At 58.9% G+C, this 21,950-nt stretch carries 24 protein-coding genes and 1 tRNA gene; 9 read left to right on the forward strand and 16 right to left on the reverse strand.

From position 1 onward, the window contains the following. Nucleotides 1–204 precede the first annotated feature (204 nt). The 4 genes from IH881_16315 to IH881_16330 form a co-directional block, all read right to left on the reverse strand. On the reverse strand, nucleotides 205–1,617 hold the full coding sequence (locus IH881_16315) for a hypothetical protein (protein MCH7869259.1): 1,413 nt from the start codon (nucleotides 1,615–1,617) through the stop codon (nucleotides 205–207). Nucleotides 1,618–1,755: 138 nt separating this feature from the next. Further along, nucleotides 1,756–1,950, reverse strand: coding sequence for a hypothetical protein (locus tag IH881_16320; GenBank protein ID MCH7869260.1), 195 nt, complete (start codon nucleotides 1,948–1,950; stop codon nucleotides 1,756–1,758). A 395-nt stretch (nucleotides 1,951–2,345) separates the two neighbouring features. After that, nucleotides 2,346–3,125, reverse strand: a complete 780-nt coding sequence (locus IH881_16325; protein ID MCH7869261.1) for a hypothetical protein — start codon at nucleotides 3,123–3,125, stop codon at nucleotides 2,346–2,348. 75 nt (nucleotides 3,126–3,200) lie between these two features. Next, on the reverse strand, nucleotides 3,201–3,542 hold the full coding sequence (locus IH881_16330) for a hypothetical protein (protein MCH7869262.1): 342 nt from the start codon (nucleotides 3,540–3,542) through the stop codon (nucleotides 3,201–3,203). A 1,604-nt stretch (nucleotides 3,543–5,146) separates the two neighbouring features. Between IH881_16330 and IH881_16335 the strand changes: the two genes are divergently transcribed. The 4 genes from IH881_16335 (at nucleotide 5,147) to IH881_16350 (ending at nucleotide 8,232) form a co-directional block, all read left to right on the forward strand. Beyond that, the gene (locus IH881_16335) at nucleotides 5,147–5,575 is read left to right on the forward strand and encodes a hypothetical protein (protein MCH7869263.1); all 429 of its coding nucleotides are present in this window, start codon (nucleotides 5,147–5,149) and stop codon (nucleotides 5,573–5,575) included. Nucleotides 5,576–5,674: 99 nt separating this feature from the next. Continuing rightward, nucleotides 5,675–6,385 carry a hypothetical protein gene (locus tag IH881_16340; protein MCH7869264.1) on the forward strand — a complete coding sequence of 237 codons (711 nt, stop codon included), beginning with the start codon at nucleotides 5,675–5,677 and terminating at the stop codon, nucleotides 6,383–6,385. 108 nt (nucleotides 6,386–6,493) lie between these two features. Then, nucleotides 6,494–7,207 (forward strand): hypothetical protein, encoded by a 714-nt coding sequence (locus IH881_16345; protein MCH7869265.1) that lies wholly within the window; start codon nucleotides 6,494–6,496, stop codon nucleotides 7,205–7,207. Between the two features lie 386 nt (nucleotides 7,208–7,593). After that, nucleotides 7,594–8,232, forward strand: a complete 639-nt coding sequence (locus IH881_16350; protein ID MCH7869266.1) for a PEP-CTERM sorting domain-containing protein — start codon at nucleotides 7,594–7,596, stop codon at nucleotides 8,230–8,232. Nucleotides 8,233–8,595: 363 nt separating this feature from the next. On the opposite strand, the gene IH881_16355 is transcribed toward IH881_16350, so the two are convergent. Further along, nucleotides 8,596–8,694: transfer RNA gene (locus tag IH881_16355), tRNA-Sec, on the reverse strand. A gap of 213 nt (nucleotides 8,695–8,907) precedes the next feature. Here IH881_16355 and IH881_16360 point away from each other — a divergent pair. Beyond that, the gene (locus IH881_16360; protein ID MCH7869267.1) at nucleotides 8,908–9,912 is read left to right on the forward strand and encodes a tetratricopeptide repeat protein; all 1,005 of its coding nucleotides are present in this window, start codon (nucleotides 8,908–8,910) and stop codon (nucleotides 9,910–9,912) included. A 37-nt stretch (nucleotides 9,913–9,949) separates the two neighbouring features. On the opposite strand, the gene IH881_16365 is transcribed toward IH881_16360, so the two are convergent. The 10 genes from IH881_16365 to maf all read right to left on the reverse strand — a co-directional run bounded on the left by IH881_16365 (nucleotide 9,950) and on the right by maf (nucleotide 17,980). Further along, on the reverse strand, nucleotides 9,950–11,521 hold the full coding sequence (locus IH881_16365) for a M48 family metalloprotease (protein MCH7869268.1): 1,572 nt from the start codon (nucleotides 11,519–11,521) through the stop codon (nucleotides 9,950–9,952). A gap of 13 nt (nucleotides 11,522–11,534) precedes the next feature. Beyond that, nucleotides 11,535–11,933: a glycine cleavage system protein GcvH gene (gene gcvH, locus IH881_16370; protein ID MCH7869269.1), complete on the reverse strand. Its 399-nt coding sequence runs from the start codon at nucleotides 11,931–11,933 to the stop codon at nucleotides 11,535–11,537. Between the two features lie 39 nt (nucleotides 11,934–11,972). Beyond that, nucleotides 11,973–13,097 carry a glycine cleavage system aminomethyltransferase GcvT gene (gene gcvT / locus IH881_16375; GenBank protein ID MCH7869270.1) on the reverse strand — a complete coding sequence of 375 codons (1,125 nt, stop codon included), beginning with the start codon at nucleotides 13,095–13,097 and terminating at the stop codon, nucleotides 11,973–11,975. A gap of 4 nt (nucleotides 13,098–13,101) precedes the next feature. After that, complete coding sequence (folD, locus tag IH881_16380; protein ID MCH7869271.1) at nucleotides 13,102–13,956, reverse strand: bifunctional methylenetetrahydrofolate dehydrogenase/methenyltetrahydrofolate cyclohydrolase FolD; 855 nt, start codon at nucleotides 13,954–13,956, stop codon at nucleotides 13,102–13,104. 185 nt (nucleotides 13,957–14,141) lie between these two features. Beyond that, nucleotides 14,142–14,468: a zinc ribbon domain-containing protein gene (locus tag IH881_16385; GenBank protein ID MCH7869272.1), complete on the reverse strand. Its 327-nt coding sequence runs from the start codon at nucleotides 14,466–14,468 to the stop codon at nucleotides 14,142–14,144. A 164-nt stretch (nucleotides 14,469–14,632) separates the two neighbouring features. Further along, entirely contained in the window at nucleotides 14,633–14,959 is a 327-nt protein-coding gene (locus IH881_16390; protein MCH7869273.1) for a DUF167 domain-containing protein, read from the reverse strand. Further along, entirely contained in the window at nucleotides 14,956–15,561 is a 606-nt protein-coding gene (locus IH881_16395; GenBank protein ID MCH7869274.1) for a DivIVA domain-containing protein, read from the reverse strand. Before IH881_16395 ends, IH881_16390 begins: the two co-directional genes overlap by 4 nt. A 150-nt stretch (nucleotides 15,562–15,711) precedes the next feature. Beyond that, nucleotides 15,712–16,545 carry a pyrroline-5-carboxylate reductase gene (locus tag IH881_16400; GenBank protein ID MCH7869275.1) on the reverse strand — a complete coding sequence of 278 codons (834 nt, stop codon included), beginning with the start codon at nucleotides 16,543–16,545 and terminating at the stop codon, nucleotides 15,712–15,714. Nucleotides 16,546–16,603: 58 nt separating this feature from the next. Continuing rightward, nucleotides 16,604–17,362 carry a YggS family pyridoxal phosphate-dependent enzyme gene (locus tag IH881_16405; GenBank protein ID MCH7869276.1) on the reverse strand — a complete coding sequence of 253 codons (759 nt, stop codon included), beginning with the start codon at nucleotides 17,360–17,362 and terminating at the stop codon, nucleotides 16,604–16,606. A 6-nt stretch (nucleotides 17,363–17,368) separates the two neighbouring features. Then, nucleotides 17,369–17,980: a septum formation inhibitor Maf gene (gene maf, locus IH881_16410; protein ID MCH7869277.1), complete on the reverse strand. Its 612-nt coding sequence runs from the start codon at nucleotides 17,978–17,980 to the stop codon at nucleotides 17,369–17,371. Between the two features lie 255 nt (nucleotides 17,981–18,235). Here maf and IH881_16415 point away from each other — a divergent pair, with 255 nt between their 5' ends. The 4 genes from IH881_16415 to IH881_16430 are packed head-to-tail and all read left to right on the forward strand — an operon-like array spanning nucleotide 18,236 to nucleotide 21,504. After that, a complete protein-coding gene (locus IH881_16415) occupies nucleotides 18,236–18,847 on the forward strand; it encodes a hypothetical protein (GenBank protein MCH7869278.1) in 612 nt (203 codons plus the stop codon). Then, the gene (locus tag IH881_16420) at nucleotides 18,844–19,626 is read left to right on the forward strand and encodes an ABC transporter permease (protein MCH7869279.1); all 783 of its coding nucleotides are present in this window, start codon (nucleotides 18,844–18,846) and stop codon (nucleotides 19,624–19,626) included. The genes IH881_16415 and IH881_16420 overlap by 4 nt, the downstream gene beginning before the upstream one ends. Before the next feature lie 11 nt (nucleotides 19,627–19,637). Continuing rightward, nucleotides 19,638–20,474, forward strand: coding sequence for an ABC transporter ATP-binding protein (locus IH881_16425; GenBank protein ID MCH7869280.1), 837 nt, complete (start codon nucleotides 19,638–19,640; stop codon nucleotides 20,472–20,474). Continuing rightward, nucleotides 20,464–21,504: an MCE family protein gene (locus tag IH881_16430; GenBank protein MCH7869281.1), complete on the forward strand. Its 1,041-nt coding sequence runs from the start codon at nucleotides 20,464–20,466 to the stop codon at nucleotides 21,502–21,504. The genes IH881_16425 and IH881_16430 overlap by 11 nt, the downstream gene beginning before the upstream one ends. A 117-nt stretch (nucleotides 21,505–21,621) precedes the next feature. Here IH881_16430 and IH881_16435 read toward each other — a convergent pair. Further along, nucleotides 21,622–21,950 (reverse strand): hypothetical protein (locus tag IH881_16435; protein MCH7869282.1); only part of this gene is annotated, 329 nt, incomplete at its 5' end.

Raw genomic sequence — 21,950 nt, forward strand, 5'->3', positions numbered from 1 at the left:
GCGGCCTACGGGAGTCGTAGGGGTCTGAACATCCGTACTCATCTTATTGATTCTCCAATTCGGTTCCGCCAGGATCTCCCCCGCCCTCAGATGGACCCGACGAGAGCAGGTCTTGAGGACGAGGGAGCCTGGGGGGCGGGTGTGGTCGTGGACACTTGGGCCGGTATTGACACCGATCTCATAAACTCTCCCTATAGACTTCATTTATTTAGACTTCTTGAAATTGGTGTCTGTAGTGGCTGAAGTGTCCACGGGTCTGACTGGCTTAAGGCCGACCCCCTGCCAGCCGCGCTTACCGTCGCGTCTCATGGGTTTGTGTCCGCGACTGCGAAGGATCGAGGTGACTCTTCTCTGGCCGTAGGGGTACTTATTTTCGTTCAGCAAGTTGTGAAGTTGGTAGGCCGAAAAGATTGCCGATGTCTCCGCCCACTGCTCCGGTTCCTCGATCAACCTGTCCTCGACGAACTGGCCGAAGATTTCCATCTCGGAGCGGTATTCCGCGGTGGCTTGCTTCACGGACTCAGGTTCTTGCAGGCCGAGTTTCTGCCATGCCAGGGCTCCTTCGACCATCCAGGCGAGAACTGCGGGGCTGCCGCCAAGAGGATCAGTGAGGTAGGCCTTGAGGCCGGGGTTCCGTTCGTTCGCTGGGATGGCATTCGGAAATGGAATCGCCTTGAGCCGTCTCCAGAGAGCCTGCTCTCCGTCGCGCACCACGGGGCGATCATTGCCCGCTAGGACGATCTTGAACTGCGGCTTGAACTCAAACGGGTCCCCGTAGAGCTTGCGAACAGTGATCGTGTCGCCGCCGGTGAGTTGCTTGAGGGTGGTGTCGTCGAACTGGTGTCCAGCCGGAGCTTCGGAGCCAGTGACGAGGCGAACACCCACGAGTCTCGCCAGATCACCTCTGGCAGCTCCCGGTTGGGCCTGTTTTAGGAAGGTCTGAAATCCCGCGGTAGCGGCGTAGTCGCCCATGGCTGCTTTGATGGCCTCCAGGAAGGTTGTCTTTCCGGAAGCTGCTGGCCCGAAGAGGAGCAGCAGAATCTCTTCGCTGGTGTCCCCGGTAAGTGAGTAACCAGCAATCATTTGGAGGTAGACGCGAAGCTCTTGGTCGCCGCCGGTCGCGGTTTCAAGGAAGTCTTCCCATTTCTGGCTGCGCGACGTTGGGTCGAAGCAAACCGGGGTGATCTTCGTGATGAGGTCGTTACGTCTGGGTGGCCGCAACTCCCCGGCCCTAAGATCAACCGTTCCGTTCTGGCAGTTCAGGAGCCAGGGGTCCGAGTCGAGTTCAGATGCGTCGATGGCAAGACGCGGATCGGATTGGGCAAGCTTGATGGTGGCGAAGAGCTGGGCCTGCTTCTCAGACTGGAGGCCATGTTTGACAGCCGCCTTTCGCTCGTCTCCCTCATTAAGCTTGCAGGCGTCGCGGTAGTATTCGCGTGTTGTGAACTTGGCAAGTTCAACGACGTGGTTCCGGGTGTCCTGCTCCCATCGGCGCCCGTCCCATTCCAACCAGCACTTCGACTGTGGGATGTACCTGAGCCTGTTCTTGTATCGCTCCGCGAATCGTTTGGCGTTGCCGACATCTGTGCGGAGTTCGTTCTTTGTTGGTATACTCACGTTGGTTCCTTTGATCGGGAATCTGTTCTATTGCCCGTCGCGCTACATTGCGGCGGGTTTTCCATTTCTAGTGACCGGGCCTGAATTCAGGCCAGACTCTCTGGACGTAGGTCCCGGCAAGCGACGTTCGGCGGGCCGTCACTCCTGGTCAGCTCTGGGTTCTTCGCGATCCGAGATGACCCCGGGCGTAGCCGGTTTCTCTGCGCTTTCAGAGTCCAGCCTGTTGATCAGGTGATCGCGCACAAGTCCGATCACTTCGGGCGCTGAAGTACGGCCAAGCAGCCGCACTCCTTGGTTCTGGTCAGATTCGATCAGGGCGACTTCGGTAGTCATGGTTCTCTCCTTGCAGTTGATGACGAGCACCAATTGCTGGTTTGCTAGTGGAGCGCGAAATGCGCCCCTACTAGGTAAAGGGGTGGGTCAGACTGAAAATCACACGCCAGATCGAAGTATTTTCGAAGTTTTATTGGAGGAGGCGTAGAGGTCGCCCACAGACGGCCTAGAGAACCACTTGGAATCCGGCCAAATAGTTATGGGCGGGGGTATTAGAGGCACGAGGCGTCGCCAGGGACCAGGATCATCGGTCTCGGCGGTATTTGCGGTTGATGAGCGAGACACCCCGACCCCTGCGAGGCCGACTCACCGTTCTTCGGTGGTTCTACAGCTGTTCGGTCGGAACTTGTGCGATCACCGTGAGGCGTTGCTATTCGCTTCCAAGGGCTCGCCAATCAGAGGGCTTGCTCGTCCTTGGCCTTCTTCTCGCAGAAATGCTTCAGCCGATTTCGGTAGTTGTTCTCGTCAGACTGCTTCAATCCGAGTTGCTTTCGCGCTTCGGTAAGACCAATGCCTGTATCACCGAAGTGAAGCTGATGGAGTGGTCTGAGTCTGTTGGGTAGGGAGGACTCAAACTCTACGAGCCACCCACAGGCCAACTCGATTTGAACATCGTGCGCGATCTGAGCAACCAGCGGCATGCCCATTTTTCCGTGACTCACGAGCGGTATGGCGAGTTCTACGAATTCATCGTCTGCTGAATCGCTCAAATCGTCGGAGCTTTCCGGCTCAATTTCTTTGGGATACCTGCGGATATGGTCAAGCAGCTTCGCTTCTTCCTCATCGACCGGATTCTTTGGCGTGAGACCAATCCTGTTACTTTCAGTCTTCAGCCGATCAGTGATCGCTCTGTCCGCGTTTTTCCCGAGTATCCCTTGCCGGATGTACTTGCGGCTCAACTTGAATTCCGGATCTAGTAGTTCTGGAGTCTCGAATTTCGAAAATTGGCCCTCGGTAAACTGCGATCCGGCGTAGTAGACCTCCGCAGAACGCTCCTGCTCATGAACGTCTTCGCTGCGCTTCTTAAGGCGTGGAGTGCCGAGTACGTCCCTTACAAGTTTCGGGAAGCGAGTCTCAGGGGGTTCTGCGCCGTCGATTATGAGTGCGGGTCGAGCGAGCAATGTCAGCATGATCTGCAGATCGCCAGCAGCCCCGTCGAGGCACGCCATCAACATCGCATCTTTCTTGCGAAGAATCTCAAGCCGCTCTGGATCGGAGCTAGAGGTGATCGAGAGAACCTGGGGCCGAGTTTATTTGTACTCTTGAGCCATTGGCCTGATTGGGTCGAATGCGTCCATCGTCCTCCGCTGGTCATCCTCCGGTGAAATGACTTTCCACCATGAGGGCTTCTGTGGAGGCTCGGTCGCAGTACCGTTCGCGGAGTTGCTCATGACGTGGCTGCGAAGTTCGAGCGCGGCCTCCCTCATCAGCTCCCATTCACGCCCGGGCGGAATGCCGCGTTCCCGTGCTTGTGCCTGAAGTTCTTCCTGATCGATTGATATGGAATTGGCCTGCTGTTGATAGTCACGAAATTCACGCCAAAGGTCGGATTGCTGTTTCGCGAATCGGTCTAGTTGTTCTTGTTCGTTCATATTGCTGATCGTTCTCCTGATGTGCCACCTCGGTGGCGAGTCGAGAGCCGCAGCCTGCCGCTAATTACGGCGAGCCGTAGGTCCTCTTGTTTTGTTCTCTGGAGCAACGTGACTTGCCCGCGGAGAGCCCAAATCTGCGATGCGGCCTAGATGCGAACGGCCTCATCGCAGATTTGGATCTTTCGTCCCAGTTGGATGCCCGGAGAAATATCGTCGGGAGCGAGGTCGCGGGTTCCTTAGGTCAATGCACCAAGAAACTCTCAGACTTCGGTCGTGGGTAGTGCCTTCATATTGGACCTGCAGTTCAATCGTCCACGATCAGACGACGTGAGGTCACAGTCTTGTGTCTCTGCGGGGGAGTTGGCAGAGGAGGGGTCTTTTCTTTGTACCACCAGCACGAAGTGCGCGCCAACCAAAACCGGCAAGAACTGCTCGTGCATCCAGGGTGGCTCTCAGGCCCGAAATTGAACAAAAACGTGTCAAACATTGCGGTCTACACCGGGCCGGGGGCTCAAGGGCACCGCCGTTCGCTCACTTCAGCGTGGCAACGCGCTCAAATACGCTCCGGCCAAAACCACTGCCTTGAATCTAAGTATCCAGTCTGAATCACTTTGACACCGCCAAGATCCTCCTGTGCCGCGAGCTGCCCGCCGACAACAGCGTCACACCACCGAACACGACCAAAACTGTCGTATGCGCCTGCCATCTAAAGCGCAGCCTTGTGCATGGCTTACGTTCAAATGTGTCGCATCCGCTCCGCTGGGGGCCCTACAGGGCGGTTGAGGAGATTCTTCCCATCTAGCCGCATCGCAGTGATAGACTTGAATCTCTGAGGGGGTGAAGAAGATGAGGACTATGACTCGTGCGTGCTCGATTCGATTATGGCTGCCGGTGATTGCGGCGGTAATGCTCGTCGTTCTCTCGGCCTGCGGTAGTTCAGGAGAGAGCGGATCGAGTGCGTCGATCGATGTTTCCGGCGAGTGGATCGCAACTGTTCTGAATCCCGACGTTGCAACAGTGAACGGGTGCAATGGGGATCTCACGTCTTTTAACGGATTGACGTTGAGCGATATCACTGCGGCGGGTCCAGTCTGTTCAACCTCCGACGCAATGATCGTCGATCAGGTCGGCGAGTCCATCTCGTCTCGTAGGCAAGACTTCTCTTGCGACAACGGGGTGACGTACAGCGTCACTGGTCAGGGATCAGTATCCGGGCAGGCAGTCCAGATCACGTTAACGGGAGTAACCTCGAACGGGATTACTTCTCGGGACCCCTTGGTTGGAATTGAGATCGCACCAGGGAGACTCGAGCTTGAACAGTCTCGCTTCTCGCTTTCCGGTGCCGTAATCGGAACTTGCTTCGTGTCGCCGCCGTTGAGGCAGATCATCGATATCTTCTGACCGCTGCCCCCTTGTACATCAACCCAGTCCTCGAGCCCACCGCAGCCCTGCTCTTCAGTACTGGTTTTGCCGTAGCTGCTGCCACCAGGCGGCGGGCTTCGCAGTAGCAAGAGGCAGGGCCAGCACCAGCCACCCGCAGCCGGACGAGCCGCAGGAGCTGTCATAGACTCCAGCAGCGGCAATCAGGCGAGGGGGAGGGTGCAATGGACTGGCGCACCGGATTCTGGCGGCTCGCGATGGCGGTTTGGGTCGCGTTTACGGTTCTCGCGGCGATCGAACTGGACTGGAGTGATGCGCTCGACAAGCTCACTGGCGAACCCATCTACGGACGGGGCAATGAGGCCAGGGTTACGCAGATCGCCACGCGGTATGCCCTCTTGAGCGCGGCCATCTGGGGCGCCTTCTACAGCGGCGATTGGATTGTTCGAGGCTTCCGGGGCGACAAAGGTCCAATCATTACTCGCACCGGTTTATACGGCATCGCCATTACCCTGTGCGGGGTAGGCATGTTCGTATTGGATGAAAGTCTTGCCGGCCTGTCCTTCATCGGCTTTCTCGGTTTCGTCACTGCGCTGTTGGCTTCGCGTGACCGGAAGCAGGCTAAACAAAAAAAGCGTATCAGCGACAAGTGACTCATTAACCTATGGGCAGCGAAAGAGAAGCAGGACGAGCCACCAGACAACTCAACCTAGCGGCGACTATCGAGCAATCAAACACCAGGGAGACAGCACATGACCATTGAGCAGCGACTGGACCGACTGGAGCGGCAGAATAGATTCTTGAAGGCGGCAGGTGCTGCTTTGCTGCTGGCAGTGGTGGCAGTGGTGGCTGTTGCTGTCATGCATGCAAGCATGGGTGCAGGCATGGGTGCAGGCATGCATGCAGCTATCCCGGATGTTGTGAAGGCGCGGGCGTTTCATGTGATTGGCAAGGACGGGACGGTCCTGGTTAAGTTGGAAGATTCCTTGGGCGACGGTATCGGATTTGCCGGAACCATCAGAACCTACAACGGGACGGGGCAGAAGCTCGTGGAGCTTGGAGTGACCACGGAAGGCATTGGCATAGTCACCACTATGAACGGGACGGGACAGGAGATCGTTAGGCTTTCAGTAACCACGAAAGGCATTGGCATGGTCACCACTATGAACGGGAAGGGACAAACTCTCGTGGAGCTTGGAGTGAGCACGAACGGCGAGGGCACGGTCACCACCATGAACCGGAAGGGACAGGATCTTGTAATGCTTGGAGTGACCACGAGCGGCGACGGCACGGTCACCACCAAGAACGGGAAGGGGCAGAATCTCGTGGAGCTTGGAGCGTCCACCGAAGGTTTGGGCTTGGTAACCGCCTACGACCCGAGCGGGCGACGTGGTTACGGGCGGCTCCAACCCCGCACTAGCGAACCCACCACTACAGCAGCCCATCGCCAGCGGCAGCAGTAGGGCAGGGCTGCATACGTGCCACCCTGGCCGAGTCCGGTGGCGTTGTTTCCGCTCCGGTTCACAGCGAGGCATAGGGCGGCTGACTAGGTCTAATTGTATATTCTGAGTATGTCAATCAGTCGAAAAACATATGCTGCATTTGGTCGCGCGATCACTGCCGCTTACGACCACGGGGAGCTTGATGCTCTCTTCTTCGAATACTCGTTTAAAGACCCCAATCCGGGTGAATCAAGGATTAAAAAATCTATTCGATTTTCTGAATACCTTGAGAACTTGGGTAAAAGTTCGGGTCATAAAGAAATCTTAGAGATTGCGGAAACCACTTTGAAAAGAGCCGTGCAACGCCACACGGAGTTAAGAAATCTCTTAGAAATTGATGGATACCAATTTGAAAATAATCGACTGATCCCTACTACTCCCGAGCCAGCGGCTCTGGCAAAACAAATTTCACTACTCGAGTCCCAACTCGCAGATAAGGGTTTTGTAACAGCTGCTACTCATTACGAACAGGCGGTCGAGAACTTCACTAACTCAAACTGGGAATCAAGCAACGCACAACTGCGCAGCTTTGTCGAAAATCTAATTCCTTCGATTGAGGAATTCGTCGCCGGGTCCCGGTCGAATAATCCAAATGCGGCACTGCAATCGATGAAAAATTCTGGCGTTCTCGACGAGGCAGAATTCAACCAATTTCGTGCCTTTTGGGCCGGAATTCAGGATAACGGGCCGCATCAAGGCCTGAGTTCGGATAGTGAGGCTTTGTTCCGGATCCATATGTGCACTTGCATCGCTCGCTATCTGCTAGAGAAGTGCGCCACGTAAAGCCCGGCTCCCGCTACCACAGGAACCCCCAACTGAACCCACCACTACAGCAGCCCATCTTTATCAGCACCGGCTTTGCTGTAGTAGGTCTTGCTGCCAGGCGGCGGGCTGCGTCTTAGCAGGGCCGGGCCACACCACCAACCAACCGCAGCCAGAACAGCAGCCAGGAGCCGGCAGCTGCAGCTAGGCGAACACGTGCCCAAACTGCTGTAGCTGGATAAGTTGCTGCTGTAGGGCTGGGGCTGGCCAATTTGAACACATTATTGTGCATGCCTTGGGTTTATTGCTTGACTTGATACGAAAACGCTCCGACAATTGCAGGTGTAGGTCGCTACCAGAGGAGAATCCACAAGATGCGATGCTTTCACGCGTTTTTAGTCCCGACAGTGCTACTGCTGCTCTTGGGTGGAGCGGGCCAGTCCAATGCAGGTCCGATCATTTACGACAACCTATACCCTAGTGAACTAATCGGCGGTTTGAATTCGGATTTTGACCCTAATGACGTCAATATCGTCAACCAGGCCGCCGATGACTTCATGCTGACTTCTGGGATGACCACGATCACCGGCATTCACTGGCTTGGCTTTCTTAGCGGAGCCGACCTTGACAGCATTTTGTTCGACGACTTCACCATTCGGATCTTCAATGACGCGGGCGGCACAGCGGAAGTCGATCCGACGGTCCTCGACCTGAACGTTGGAGTGGTAGACGTAGTCAGCTTCAGTAACGTCTTGGAGTACTCGGTGGATATTTCGCCAATCACGCTGCAAGCCGACACCACCTACTGGCTTTCGATCGTGAATAATACGGTCGGGAGCCCCGAGACTTGGGCTTGGGGCATTGAATCCTTCGACTCCGGGAACAATTTGTTTCGTATGATTGACGGCGATGACTGGGGAACAGGCGTTTTCAACTTGGCATTCAACCTGACCGGTCCCGCCATCCCAGAACCAACAGCAGCCATTCTCTTCAGCACCGGCTTTGCTGTAGTGGGCCTGGCTGCTAGACGGCGGTCAGCTTCTTAGCAGAGGCAGCAACAGCACCAGCCAACCCCAGCACCGGCACCAGCCAACCGCAGCCCAATCCCAGCGGCCAGGCCTGCGGCAACTAGATGGGGTGCGGTTGCTGGTAGGGCTGGGCTGCACTGGCGCCACCGTGGCTGATGCTGCTGGTGGCGCTGCTGCGTTTAGATGCTGAGAATTTGATTGAATTAGGGCTGCTTCCCGACGGCATTATCGGCCCTCTGGATTGTGCTATCTGCATTCAAGACGGAATAGAGCATTTTCTCCCAGAGACGTCCCAGAGACGTAACTTTTGGTAGAACGCGATTCTGAAAAAAACGTAACCACTCGTTTCCAAATGGCTTATCGGCACACAATTTGACAAATTGGCGGAAGCGGACGGGAATCGAACCCGCCGGGGACGTGTCGCCACACCCCCCACCGGATTTGAAGTCCGGGCCGGGCACCAGCCGCAGAAACGCTTCCATTGATGGAACGGCACCCCAATAGCAGCCGCGTTAATAGCACGGCGTTCGAGAATAGGGCAAGTCCCTGCAAAGTGGTGCCAACTCGACCCGGATACAGGTTATGGGAATGGCTCTCGTGAATAGAACACGTCGAACCGAGTTCGAGTCAAAACATGATTCGAGTGCAGATTTCTCGCTTGAGTTGCGCGTTCCGATGTAATTTAATCGTGACGTGAACACGTACAGTCTTCGAGACGCAGCCAGTATTCTGAAAGTTCCAGCAGCCCGGCTTCGGTATTGGAAGCGCACGGCGCTCGCGCAAACTGATGAACTGGTCGAGTCCGATGGCGCCCAAGCTTCCGATTCGATCGACGTGGCTCGCGATCCGTCGATCCGACCCGATTTTGATTTTAGAGATCTCGTTTGTGTCCGGGCGATGTTGAGCCTGGTCGATCGAGGGATCTCTGTGCGTCGCATCCGTCGCGCCGTTGCGGTGCTGCAGGAGAACTTGCCCGATCTCGAGGATCCGCTGGCGGCGCTGCGGCTTTGGAGTGACGGCAGCGAGCGAATCGTCGTGCAACACGAAGGAGTATTGGTCGAGCCCGAGGGACAATTGGTGCTCGACTTCAGCGGTGCAAGTGCCGCGCTGGGCAAACCCTCCTCGATAGACGAGCGACCGGCGAAGACCCCCGACGAAGCCTACGCAGAGCTCATGGCACTCTTTGAGCGCGGTTGCGGGTTCGATTCGGATTCGGCGACCTACCACGAGGCGATCAGGGCCTACGAGCAATGCATTGAACTCGATCCCAGTTTCGCGGACGCGCACTGTAATTTGGGTGCGGTGCTGTACAACGCGGGCAAGGCGAAGCCGGCGCGCCGCTGCTTCGAGCGTTGCCTGGAAATTGATCGCAACCATGTCGAGGCGCATTTTAATCTGGCGAACCTGCTGGAAGAGATTCAATGCGATGAAATGGCCCTGAGCCACTACCGCGCGGCGTTGCGCACGGACCCGTTCTACGCCGAACTCCACGTCAACATGGCGCTGCTCTATGAGCGACTTTCTTCGGCGAGCAGCGCTACGCCGGATGGCATTGCGCCGAATAGCACTGCGTCCAGCAACACCATGCAGAACGGCAGTCAGGACCATTGGCGGCGCTATCTGCAGCTCGATCCCACCGGTGCCTGGGCAGAAGTGGCGCGCGAACGCCTGGGAGTGAAGACGCCGCCCAAGAGCTAGAGACGAGCTAGAGATGAGCTGACGAGCTAGAGACGAGCTAGAGACCCACTCGCACCCGCGAGCGGTGGACGATGCTCTCGTCGAGAACGACCTCGAGCAGCCATTCCCCCTCGGCGTCTGCGGGCAATGCCATGCGAGAGATCAAGTGGAGGCGTCCGGCGCTTTCAGCGGCGGACTCGCGCAGGATCGAACCCGAGGGATCGCGCCAGCGCACTCGGATGTCATTTCTCTTCGAAAGCAATGGACCGGAAACCCGGCCCCACCACACGAGCTGCTCATCGCCCAGACGATACTGCTCGACCGCTGCTCCGGCCGGGGTGTCCGCAGAGGTCCCCTTTGTCCCATCACCGAAACCGGCTTCGACGATCACGCCGAACGTCAGCTTGACGACTTCCCAGCGCGCGCGGGTCGACAGAGGGCCGGTCGGATTCCCCCGTTGCGCCGCCTGTTCGAGGGCAAAGACAGCCCGGTGGCGATCGCCTCGGTCGCGGTAGGCGATGCCCAGTTTGTAGAACACGAGCGCGCGTGAGGGATCGAGTTCCAGGGTCTCTCGATAAGCCGCAATAGCGCCGTCGAGTCGCCCGCTTTGATAGAGCACATCGCCGATGCGAAAGGGGATCCTGGGGTCCAGCGGGGTGGCGATCGAAAGACCCGCGAGATCGGCAAGCGCTGCATCGAGATGTTCCTCTGCGATCAATTGGTCGATGCGCTCGAGTTCACTGTCGTCCGCCTTCGCATCTGTGTCGACCCCAGTCCCGAGAAGTTCGGGGCGGTTCAAGTCGATCAACTGGGCGAGTCGCGCCTGCATTGCGCGAAAGCGCTCGCGGGTCCCGGGGGCGGGCTCGCGCACCGGGGCGAGGGTCTTTGCTTGCTCTTCGACTCCGCGGATTCGTTCTGCGACTTCGGGGTGGCTGAATAAATAGGGTGGAATGTTGTTGGGGTAGCGCGCTTGCAGATCGAGTATGCGCTGAAAAAAGTGTGCTCCCTGGCTTGAATCGAAACCCGCTCGCGAGGCGTAAATCGCACCGAGGCGATCCGATTCGACCTCGTCAGTGCGCGAGTAGTGAAGGTCGACCGCCTGGTTGATGGCGAGTCCCGTGATCAGCGGAGCAGAATTTTGACTGACCACCGTCAAGCCGATCAGCGCGGCCTGGGTGAGGAGGCTGGGGAGTTGTCGGTCGTGCACGCGATGGGCGTAGTGGCGTTTGTTTACGTGTACGACTTCGTGTGCCATCACCGACGCGAGTTCGTCAACCGACATCGCTGCGAGCAAAGTGCCCGAGTGAAAGTAGATATAGCCTCCGGGCACGGCGAAGGCGTTGAGGCTCTTCGCCTGGACGATCTTGAAGCGGTAGATAAAGGGCTGTGGTTCGACCCGGGCGACGATCTGTTGGCCGAGATCGTGGAGAAAGCCGGTGACGACCGCATCGGTGATCAAGCGATATTTCTGCTCGATCTGCCTGTCGAAATCCATGCCGACTTGACGCTCGTCGTCGAGGCTCATCAACACAAAGGTCTTGAGTGGCGACCAACGCGTGCCGTCGTTCTGGATGCAGGCAACCGCCCCCAGCGTCGCCGCGAGGTAGAGCGGGACGAGGAATCGTCTCACGTGTCTCACGCGCTCAGGCGTCGCGCTCTTCGAGATGCTTCGCGTAGTCGTTGTGGTCGAGCAATTCATCGCGCTCATCGTCTTGGCTGGGGTCGATCTGGATCAGCCAACCATCGCCGTAGCAATCCTCGTTGATCCGCTCGGGATTGTCGGCGAGTTCGCTGTTGATTGCGATGACCTCACCGGTTACCGGCGCGTACAAATCCGATACTGCCTTGACCGATTCGATGACGCCGTAGGTTTCGTCCATTTGGATGGTGGTTCCCACAGCCGGAAGTTCCACAAACACGATATCGCCGAGTTGTTGCTGCGCGTAGTCGGTAATGCCCACAAAGGTGATGTTGCCATCCACCCGGAGCCACTCGTCGTGCTTGGTATAGAGCGAATCGTCTGGAATCGAGTACTCGGACAACGGTCTCTCCTTGCGTCGGGTTCGGTCGATCTTCTCAGTTCAGGGTCGTGCGGTTTCGTTCGAAGCTTTTTGATCGACTTTCGTCACGAACGGGGTCCGGACCACTCGTGCCGCTACAGGTTTTCCGCGAATCTCAATTTCGATCTCGCTTTCAGGGTCCCCTGCGATGGGAGAAACGTAGCCGAGCCCGATCGATTTTCCGAGACTGGGCGAAGGCGCGCCGGAAGTAACTTCTCCGATTACGTCACCCTGTTTCAAGATCGCGTATCCACTGCGCGCAATTCCCCGGCCGACCATCTCGAAACCGACCAATCTTCGCGTCGGTGCCTCAGCGGCGCGCGCTTCGATCGCCTCGGCGCCGATGAACCCTCCGCGTTTGCGTTTTACGAAGCTTCCCAGCCCCGCCTCGAGGGGGGAGGTCGTATCGTCGAGTTCGTGGCCGTAGAGGGGGAGGGCGGCTTCGAGGCGCAGGGTGTCCCGTGCGCCGAGCCCCGCTGGCAGCAGCCCGTGTGGCTTTCCAGCCTCGAGCAAGGCGTCGAAGAACCCAGGGGTGTCATCTCCAGCGAGGTAGATCTCGAACCCGGGTGCGCCGGTGTAGCCGGTGCTCGAGATCAAGACCTGCCGGTCGCACCACTCGTATTCGCCAAATTGAAAACGCTCGAGTCGCTCGGGCCCGGAGCCCATGACGGATTCGAGTACAGCGGCGGCGTTGGGACCCTGGAGCGCCATCAACCCGGTCTGTTCGCTCTGGTTGTCGACCCGGGTCGCCGTTGGAACATGTTCTCGGATCCAGGCGTGATCTTTTTCAATGTTCGACGCATTGACGCAGAGCATGAAGACATCCTCTGCGCGGCGATACAGCGTGACGTCGTCGACGACTCCACCCTCTTGATTGCACAGCATTCCGTAGCGGACCCGCCCGATCTCGAGAGACTCTACGCGGCAGCTGATCAGGTTCTCGGTCGCCTCGAGAGCACCCGGCCCCGAAATTTCGATCTGTCCCATGTGGGAGACGTCGAAGAGCCCGACCGTTTCGCGCACCGCCGCATGCTCTTTCAGGATCGACGCGTATTGGACGGGCATATCGAAGCCGCCGAACTCGACGAGTCGAGCTCCGAGACGTCGATGGGTCGCGTAAAGTGGCGTCTGTCGGAGACCGGACACCGGACTAGTCTCCGCTTCGCGCTCGGTAGGCCACGAGGGTATTGCGGAGCAGCATGGTGATGGTCATCGGCCCAATGCCCCGGCGCGACGGCGTAATGAAACCCGCAGTGCCGATGGCGGCGTCGAAATCCACGTCGCCGATCAATTTGCCATCAATCTCTGAGACGCCGACGTCCATCACTGCGGCGCCGGGCTTGATCCAGTCGGCTTTCACCATGCGGGCTCGCCCGGTCGCGGCCACCAGGATGTCCGCTTCGCGACATACCTTCGCGAGATCTCGCGTGCGGGAATGGCACAGGGTCACGGTTGCGTTTCGTTGCTGCAGCATGATCGAAACCGGCTTGCCCACGATATTGCTGCGCCCAATGACGACCGCTCGCGCGCCCTCGATTTCGACTCCACAGTGGTCGAGAATGGCCATGACTCCGAGTGGGGTACACGACATGAGTTTGGCGCGGCCACTGAGGAGCAAGCCCGCAGTGGTGGGGTGCAGCGCGTCTACGTCCTTGGCGGGGTCAATGGCTTCGGCGACGACGTTGGGATCGATCGCCTTCGGCAGCGGAAGTTGTACGAGGATTCCGTCGACACCCTCGTCCGCGTTCAGATCTTTGATCAGCGTGAGCAACTCGTCTTGCGAAGCAGCTTCGGGGAGGATCACCTCCCGAGAATCCATACCGATGCGTGCGCAGGCGCGCTGTTTTCCCTTGATGTAGGAGCGGCTCGCCGGGTCGTCGCCGACCAGCACCACGACGAGGCACGGAGCACGACCCCCTGCGGCGATGAGTTCGGCGACTTCCTTCGCCATGGATTCGCGCAACTCATTTGCTAGTTCGAGTCCGTTTACGACGACGGTTTCGATCTCGCCGTTGCTGGATTTTGTTTCGTCACTCGTCATGGAGAACTTCCTTAGGCCTGGGGTTCGACAGCGTGCCAAGCTCCGATTCTCGATCGCGGCCTGGGCAAAAATTTGGCGCCCAGTATATCAGGGCTTGATCGGGAGATGACAGGGGTTGATGAAGAGATACGAGGGGAGGGTGCGAAGGCTCACGCAGCGGACTTTGACGGCTTCTTGCTGTCCGTCTTCTTCCCCTTGTCGCCCTTCTTGTCCTTGCTCTTCGATTTGTCTGAGGCGCTGTCCGATGACGTAGCATTCGCGTCTTCGGAGGCCCCCGATTTGCTGTCCTTCTTGGGACTGGAGTAGAGGTCGTTGTACCAGCCGCCGCCCTTCAGCACGAACGACGTCTGAGAAATCAGCTTCTTGACCCGCCGCGCCTTGCACTTCGGACAGGTCTTGATCGGATCGGCCGTGATGCGCTGCTCACGTTCGAATTCATGATCACACTTTTTACACTGATACTCGTATATTGGCACTTTGAACTCGACCTCCCGACAATCGCCTGCAGCTCGAACCGTCCCTGCGACGGCGCCGCGACAGCGGTCGCTTGCTCAGTCTTGCTTGGGGGCGGTAGGGGGTGCAGAATCGGCCGGTTTTCGGCGGTGCGATCGTCTGCCCGGCCGACCCGGCAGACGGTGTTTTATCCCACCCCGGGCGCCTTCGCCAGCGTGCGCAGCCTGGCTTCGAGTTCGCCCGGAGTGCCCAATACGGTTACACGCTTACGTCGATTCTTCGCCCCTGGGTCAATTTCGACATCGCGGCGCCGGCATCCGAGCGCGTTTGCGAGCGCCTCGCAGCAGGCCGCGTTCGCCTGGCCCTGTACGGGAGCTGCAGCGACGGCGACCCGCAGGGCGTCCGCATGTTGACCGCCGACCTTGGGTTGCTTCGAGCGCGGGGTTACGTGAATCCAGAATGCGACTCCGTCCCGGGTGCGGTCCAGTTTCAGGCTCGGTTGTTCGGCGCTCAAGGTCCTCCCGGTGGCAGGGGCTGGGTTAGGGTGGGTCCAGCTGACTTGCTTTCAATTTTGGACAGGCTCTTGGTCGGAGCCGGGGCACCGCTTGTGGCGTCCGCGATGCGGTGCTTCCGTATGAGACCGGTCAGTACTGGAACGGGCTCGTCGTCCTCTTGCTCGAGTCGATCGATCATGCCCAGATGACTGTCGATGGTGGAGCGAAGTGACGAGGCAAAGCGCTTGCGCAGGCCCCGCAATTCGCGGATCTCTTCGGAGAGAGTGGCGGCGCGGCGATGCGAGGCGTCGAGGATCTTTTCGGCTCGCAACTCGGCCGTGTTCAGCAGGACTTCGGATTCGGCCACCGCCGTTTCGCGCAGCTTCTCGGCCATCGACTGGGCGCTGACCAAGGTCGCGCGCAAGATCTTTTCGCCGCCGGCCAGTTCGTCATTGCGCTTTTCAAGTTGCCGCACGCTGTCCTTGAGCTGTTGGTTCTCCCGCACCATCTCTTGGTAGTCGTCTGCCACCATCTTGAGGAAGCTCGCGACCTCCTCCGGATCGAGTCCCGAGAATCGGCGAGAAAAGTGATGGTTCTGGACTTCCAATGGGGTAATCCGCATGAGCTCACAGCCTCCTGACGGGAGCGTCCTGGCTTGTGGCCGCGGTGTCGGGCGGGTTTCTCTCCCGGATGCGGTCCAAATGACACTCCACTCTCCGGCAGGCAATCGGCAACTTGGGTGCGCTGCTTTACGATTGTCGCGCCCCGAGGGTCAGGATCCGAGTTCTTTTGAGCGTGCGGTCGCGGCGGCGACCGCAGCGTCGATGGCGGCGCGAATCCCGGCCGCCTCGAGCTTCTCGAGTCCGGCGAGGGTGGTTCCCCCGGGTGAGGAGACGCGATCCTTCAGTGCTCCAGGAGTCTCACCGGACTCGATGGCGAGCTTTGCGGCACCGAGGACGGTCTGAAACGCCAGCTGGCTTGCGGCTTCACGGGGCAGGCCCTGCCTCACTCCGGCGTCGACGAGGGCTTCGAGAATCAGAAACACGTAAGCGGGTCCGCTCCCCGAAAGACCCGTCACGGCGTCGAGTTGCTCCTCGACCCGGGTCGTCCAGGTCGTCCCCACCGCGGAGAAGAGGGCTTCGGCGATCGCGAGATCGTCATCACTCGCGTGGGCGTTGGGACATAGCGCGGAAGCAGCTTCGCCGACCAGTGCCGGGGTATTGGGCATGCAGCGAATCACTCGGGTGGAGTCGGGCAGGTGTTCATCGTAGGTCCGGAGTCCGATGCCCGCGGCGATCGAGATCCAGAGTTTTTGATCGAGTTCCGCGACGCCGTCGAGCGCCGAAAGAACGACGGTCACGACATTGGGTTTGACACAGATGACGATCACGTCGCTTCCAGCCACCAGTTCGTCATTGTTCGCGGTGGTGTCGATCCCCAAGCGTTCTTCGAACTGCTTGCGTTGTTCGGGGGACAGATCGGCGCCGCGTAGATCAGCAGCGGGGACACCCGCTGCGACCAGGCCGCCGGCCAGTGCCTGGGCCATGGCACCGCAGCCGATGAATCCGATCCGATGCCCCGAGAGAGTGTCGACACCTTCGCTCATGTGGATTCCTCTGATCTTTTTGATACGAATCTTTTCGATTTCGGGCGCTTGTTCAAACTCAGTTCTTCTCGGGTCGGGGACCAAACAGGTCACTGCCGATGCGCACCAGGGTAGCTCCTTCTTCGATCGCGATCTCGAAGTCCCGGGACATCCCCATTGAAAGCTCACGTAGGGACTCGCCGCCGGATTGGCTGTGGAGTGAGTCGCGCAGGGTTCGCAGCCTTGCAAAGACGGGCCGATTTTCGGCGGGATTGGAAACCGGTGCGGGAATCGTCATCAAGCCGACGATCCGCAGATTCGCCAGCGGTGCGCATTGGGCCAACAGCTCTGGCAGCGCCTGCTCGCTGATCCCGGCCTTTTGAGCTTCTTCGCTCAAGTTGACCTGGATGAAGGCGTCGATGCACTTGTCGATCCCCCGAGCGCGCTTGTCTACTTCGAGCGCTATGGAAGCACGATCGAGGGTCTGGATGACGTCGAACAGCGAAACCGCGAGCTTGGCTTTGTTGCGCTGCAACGCGCCAATCATGTGCCAGCGCGGTTTGTCTTCAGGCGCTGTGGGCTCGCCCAGCAGGGCGGCGAGAGCGGGCTGTTTTTCGGCCGCTTCCTGGACGTAGTTCTCACCCAGGCAACGCAATCCGTTTTGCAGCGCCACTGCGATGACTTTCGGAGCTTGAATCTTCGAGGCGCCGAGTAGTGTGATGTCGGCCCCATCGCGACCGCTGCTGGACGCCGCAGCTTCGATGCGCGTGCGAAGTTTCGACAATCGATCGGCGATCGCAGCATCGAGCTCGGGGTCGTTGACCGGATCTGGCGACAAGGGTCGTTACCTTTCTTCGCAGAGGCTGGCCCATTTTGCGAGCACTTCCGCGACGGGCAGTCCGATGACGTTATCCATACTCCCCGCGACCTTTTCTACCAGAGTCCCACCAATCCCTTGCACGGCGTAGGCCCCGGCTTTGTCCATGGGCTCGCCGGTCGCGACATAGTCGCGGATTTCCTCGGCATCCGCGGCTCGCATCGTTACGCGACTCTCGAGCCAGTCGCTGTGCAACACGCAGTCGTCGCTTTGCACCAGGGTAAACGCCGTAATGACGCTGTGGGTTCGCCCGACGAGCCGCGCCAACAACTGCTCTGCGTCGGCCGCATCTGTGGGCTTGCCCAGTACGTCATCGTCGATCACGACAATGGTGTCCGCCCCCAGCACCCAGCGAGGTGGATGCGGGCCCAAGCGCCGGGCCACGGCCAGCGCCTTCTCGCCCGCGAGGCGCAAGGCAAAGGCGGCTGGTGCTTCGTCTGATTGCATTTCCTCGGGAATGTCCGCGGGGATCACTTCGAAGCGGACGTCCTCGCGTGTCAGTAGATCGCGTCGCCTTGGTGAAGCGCTTGCGAGGACCAGGGGAGCACCGGTGGCTCCGGAGATTTCGTTCTCGGGCATGGGGGCGAAATACCCGAGTGCTCAGCCTTGTGCAACCCGGATTCAAAGTCCGCAGCTGGAACGCGATCGAATCACGGTTCCAATGTAGGCATTGTCACCCGTCTTGAATCTCGCCCGGAGTGAATGAATTCGCCCGATCAAGAACTTGTGTTTCTCAGCCGATCCGGAGATGTAGTGCCACGACTTGCCGCAGATTGATGGGTGCGGTCAGGACGTGACCGCTTCGCGAATGGAATGGGGTAGCTTCGGCGCACGATGTCCAACAGATTGCGAAAATCTCACGGAACAATCGATACACGCAAAGTTTCGTCTGGATCGATATTTCGCGCCGCTGCCCTGCATACGGTACTGGTCGTGGGGATCACCAGTTGTGTCAGTACGGTTGACCCTTGGACGCGCTTCGAGCACGCCGAACGGGGCTATTCAGTTCCCTACCCACAGTCCCTCACAACGACCGCAAAGCCAGCTTGGCGCCAGCTGAAAGTCAAGGACGCCGATCTCGCTTTCGGCGGGCCGAGGGACGCCTTCATGGCGATCACCTCTCACTGCGATGAGCCAAACGCCGATCCCGCTGTATTGGGGAGGCAGTTGCTCGTCGGTTTGAAAAACCGAAGCTCAGTATCGAGTGAAACGTTCGAGTTTGCCGGGGGACAGGCGTTTTCCCAGATCGTCGAGTCAACCGAGGACGATTCCGCAGTTCGAACCAAGACCGTGACGCTGGTGCGAGGCGGCTGTGTGGTGGATTGGGTGCTCACTGTGCCGGGATCACTGGCAGATGCCGAAGCGGTATTCGATGAATGGTGGCAGGGCTTCGATCCTGGATCGATGCCGGGGCCAACCGACGACGTCTCGGAGGCGAGCCCGTGATCGAGCTGCGGACACAGGTCGAATCGCTCGGGGACCGCGTACTCGGCGCTGTCGACCTGGCGGGAGAGTTCTTCCTGCTCGGCGTTCAAACGATTCGGGCAGCTTTTCGCGGGGATTTTCCGGTTCACGAGACGATGGTCCAGTTCGACGCGCTCGTCGTGCGTTCAACGGCGATCGTGACCCTGACCGCGCTGTTTACCGGCATGGTCCTCGCCCTGCAGACCGTGGTTTCGCTGACTCGTTTCGGCGCCAAGCCCTACACCGGGAGCTTTGTCGGGCTCGCCTTCGTGCTCGAACTCGGCCCGGTCCTCACCGCACTGATGGTGTCGGGCCGCGTGGGCGCGGGTATCACTGCCGAACTGGGCTCGATGGCCGTGACCGAACAGGTCGATGCCATACGCGCCATGGGCGCGGACCCGGTGCAGAAACTCGTGCTGCCCCGGGTGTTCGCGCTGACATTTGGGCTTCCGATGTTGACGAGCCTCGCCTACATCCTCGGCATTGCCGGCGGGGCGCTGATTGCACAGCAATACGGCATCACTACAAACTTCTATCTCCAGACCGTGATCAACGTAGTCACGGTCAACGACGTGTTGGAAAGTCTTTCGAAGACCTTCGTGTTTGGCTGGATGATTGCGACGGTCGGTTGTTACCTGGGACTCAAGACGACCGGCGGGACGGTCGGGGTCGGCCGTGCGACCACCACCGCAGTGGTGGTCGCTTCGATCGGAGTATTGGTCTCTAATTTCTTTCTAGCCAAAATATTGATGTTGGTATGATGGAACCATCTATGTCTGAAGCCCAGTTACAGGATCAAGAACAGCTTCGTGTCGATTCGAACTCTCATCGGTTCATCGAGCTGGCGGGAGTCCATAAGTCGTTCAACGGTGTTCCGGTGCTCGAAGGTGTTGACCTCTCGGTGGCCCGGGGCGAGGTGCTGACGATTCTCGGCGGATCGGGTTCGGGGAAGTCCGTCATGTTGAAGCACATGATCGGCCTGTTGCAGCCGGACGCGGGCAGCGTATTTGTCGAGGGACGTGACGTCACGAGGTTCAGTGAGCGCGAGTGGTTCGAGGTGCGACGGCGCATCGGCTACGTCTTCCAGGGTTCTGCACTCTTCGATTCCATTTCGGTATACGAAAATGTCGCGTATCCCTTGCGCGAACACCTGCGGCTGCGCGAGGACGAGGTGGCCGAGCAAGTCGAGTCTTGTCTCGAGTCGGTCGGGCTCGAGGGCGTGGGTCCCATGATGCCATCCGAGTTGTCGGGTGGGATGCGCAAGCGTGTGGCCGTGGCTCGGGCGATCGCCCTCCAACCTCAGGCGATTTTCTACGATGAGCCGACCACGGGTCTCGATCCCGCCAATTCCCGCCGCATTGGCCAGCTCATTCTTCGTCTCCAGGCAGAATTGAACGTTACGTCGATCGTGGTGACCCACGAGATCGAGTTGTGTTTCTCCGTGTCGGACCGCATCGTCTTGCTCGATCGGGGCCAACTCCAGGTGGAGGCAACGGTGGCAGAATTTCGCACTTCTACAGCACCCGAGGTGCTGGCGTTTTTAGGGGAATCCGACGGTCGCCGGGAGAGCGATCCCGAAGCACGCGAGGGAGAAAGTCATGCCGGATAGTCGCCAGCTCAGCTTGATTGTGGGGACGTTCTTTATTGCGAGTCTCGCTGCTCTTGCCATTGCGATCCTGTCGCTCACCTCCGAAAGCGGTTTGTTCGCCAGCCAGTATCGGATCTATGGCAAGTTCGAAAACGTGCAGGGGCTCTTGCCCGGAGCGCCGGTGTGGATGGCCGGCAAGGAAGTGGGTCGCGTGGAAGCGGTGGAATTCACCGAATTCGGCTCCAATCAGCCGATCCTCGTGACCATGCGCATCAATGATTCGATTCAGATCCGGGTGCGCTCGGATTCTGTCGCGACCATCGGAACGATTGGCGTGCTGGGGGACAGCTACATCGAAATTCGACCCGGGTCTCTCGAAGGTTCCGTGTTGATCGACGGCGAAACGATCCCGGCACTGAGTCCCACGAATCTCTACGCCGTCCTCGCCCAGGGGAACGAGGCCCTGGGCAATGTTTCAGAACTCGCCCGCAGCCTGAATCGCGTGGTGAACGACGTGAGCGAAGAGGGCGTGGTCGCCAAGGGCGCAAAAGCGGTGAGTGCGATGAGCAACATCATTCTCGAGATCGAGAGCGGCAACGGCCTGTTGCACAGCGTCATCTACGACGACAACTCCGGGAGCGGGGTGGCGAGCCTCGAGACTTCGCTGGCCTCTCTCGAAGAAATTCTGGCAGAGGTCCAGACGGGCAACGGAATCTTGAACAGCTTGATCTATGGACCAGATCCGGATTCGGAGGCAGTCAGTGTCGAAGAAACCTTCGCGATACTGGCCAGCATCTTTCAAGAAATCAGGAGTGGAGACGGACTGCTCCACAACCTGATCTACGACCCCGAAAGCGGCCGCATGAGCCGCGACGCAGTCGCCTCGATGGCAAATCTAAATCGAATCCTCGAAAAAATCGAAAGCGGAGACGGAACCCTCGGTCTTCTAATCAACGACCCGGCCCTATACGAGGACATGACCTTGTTGCTCGGAGGGGCGAAGCGCAGCGCGCTGCTGCGCACCCTGGTTCGGATGGCTACTGATCAGTGATTGCGAGGGTCATCCTTCTACCTGGCTTGGTTGCCCGTTGGGCGGTTAGAGAAAAGGGCCGGTCTGGCTGAGCGGACGGGCTGGGCTTCGGCGAGAGGGCTGGGTGGGGGAGAGTTTTCAGCCAGGTATTGCGGAGAGGTCGATTAGACCGCGTCTGCGCCAGCCTTTGCTGAGGAGCCAGCTTGCTGCCTTGGCGACTCCTACATCTTCCTGGGTGGATGCCTTCACGCGCAAGCTCTTTGAGCTTGCGCGCCAGCCGTCGAACTGGCTGCCCGAAGATGCTTCATCGATCTTCACGGGTGGCGCAAGACCGGTTCTCTGTTTGAAGTGCTTTCGAATATTCAGAAGTACATAGCGAAGCGCGTTGCGCACCTGCTGTGGCGACGTGAGAAGCTGAACGTGATAGCGGCCTGCAATCACCTTACCGGTGCGCTCGAAGACACGAT

It is taken from the genome of Myxococcales bacterium (assembly GCA_022563535.1).
In the GTDB taxonomy this organism is placed as follows: domain Bacteria; phylum Myxococcota_A; class UBA9160; order UBA9160; family UBA4427; genus DUBZ01.

What these genes read in the sequence shown, in the direction of transcription:
- IH881_16415 (MCH7869278.1), top strand. Translation starts at nt 18,236, where the DNA reads ATGTCCAACAGATTGCGAAAATCTCACGGAACAATCGATACACGCAAA.
- IH881_16330 (MCH7869262.1), bottom strand. Translation starts at nt 3,542, where the DNA reads ATGAACGAACAAGAACAACTAGACCGATTCGCGAAACAGCAATCCGAC.
- IH881_16335 (MCH7869263.1), top strand. Translation starts at nt 5,147, where the DNA reads ATGGACTGGCGCACCGGATTCTGGCGGCTCGCGATGGCGGTTTGGGTC.
- IH881_16425 (MCH7869280.1), top strand. Translation starts at nt 19,638, where the DNA reads ATGTCTGAAGCCCAGTTACAGGATCAAGAACAGCTTCGTGTCGATTCG.
- maf (MCH7869277.1), bottom strand. Translation starts at nt 17,980, where the DNA reads ATGCCCGAGAACGAAATCTCCGGAGCCACCGGTGCTCCCCTGGTCCTC.
- IH881_16345 (MCH7869265.1), top strand. Translation starts at nt 6,494, where the DNA reads ATGTCAATCAGTCGAAAAACATATGCTGCATTTGGTCGCGCGATCACT.
- IH881_16340 (MCH7869264.1), top strand. Translation starts at nt 5,675, where the DNA reads ATGACCATTGAGCAGCGACTGGACCGACTGGAGCGGCAGAATAGATTC.
- IH881_16400 (MCH7869275.1), bottom strand. Translation starts at nt 16,545, where the DNA reads ATGAGCGAAGGTGTCGACACTCTCTCGGGGCATCGGATCGGATTCATC.
- IH881_16320 (MCH7869260.1), bottom strand. Translation starts at nt 1,950, where the DNA reads ATGACTACCGAAGTCGCCCTGATCGAATCTGACCAGAACCAAGGAGTG.
- IH881_16395 (MCH7869274.1), bottom strand. Translation starts at nt 15,561, where the DNA reads ATGCGGATTACCCCATTGGAAGTCCAGAACCATCACTTTTCTCGCCGA.
- IH881_16430 (MCH7869281.1), top strand. Translation starts at nt 20,464, where the DNA reads ATGCCGGATAGTCGCCAGCTCAGCTTGATTGTGGGGACGTTCTTTATT.
- IH881_16325 (MCH7869261.1), bottom strand. Translation starts at nt 3,125, where the DNA reads ATGTTGATGGCGTGCCTCGACGGGGCTGCTGGCGATCTGCAGATCATG.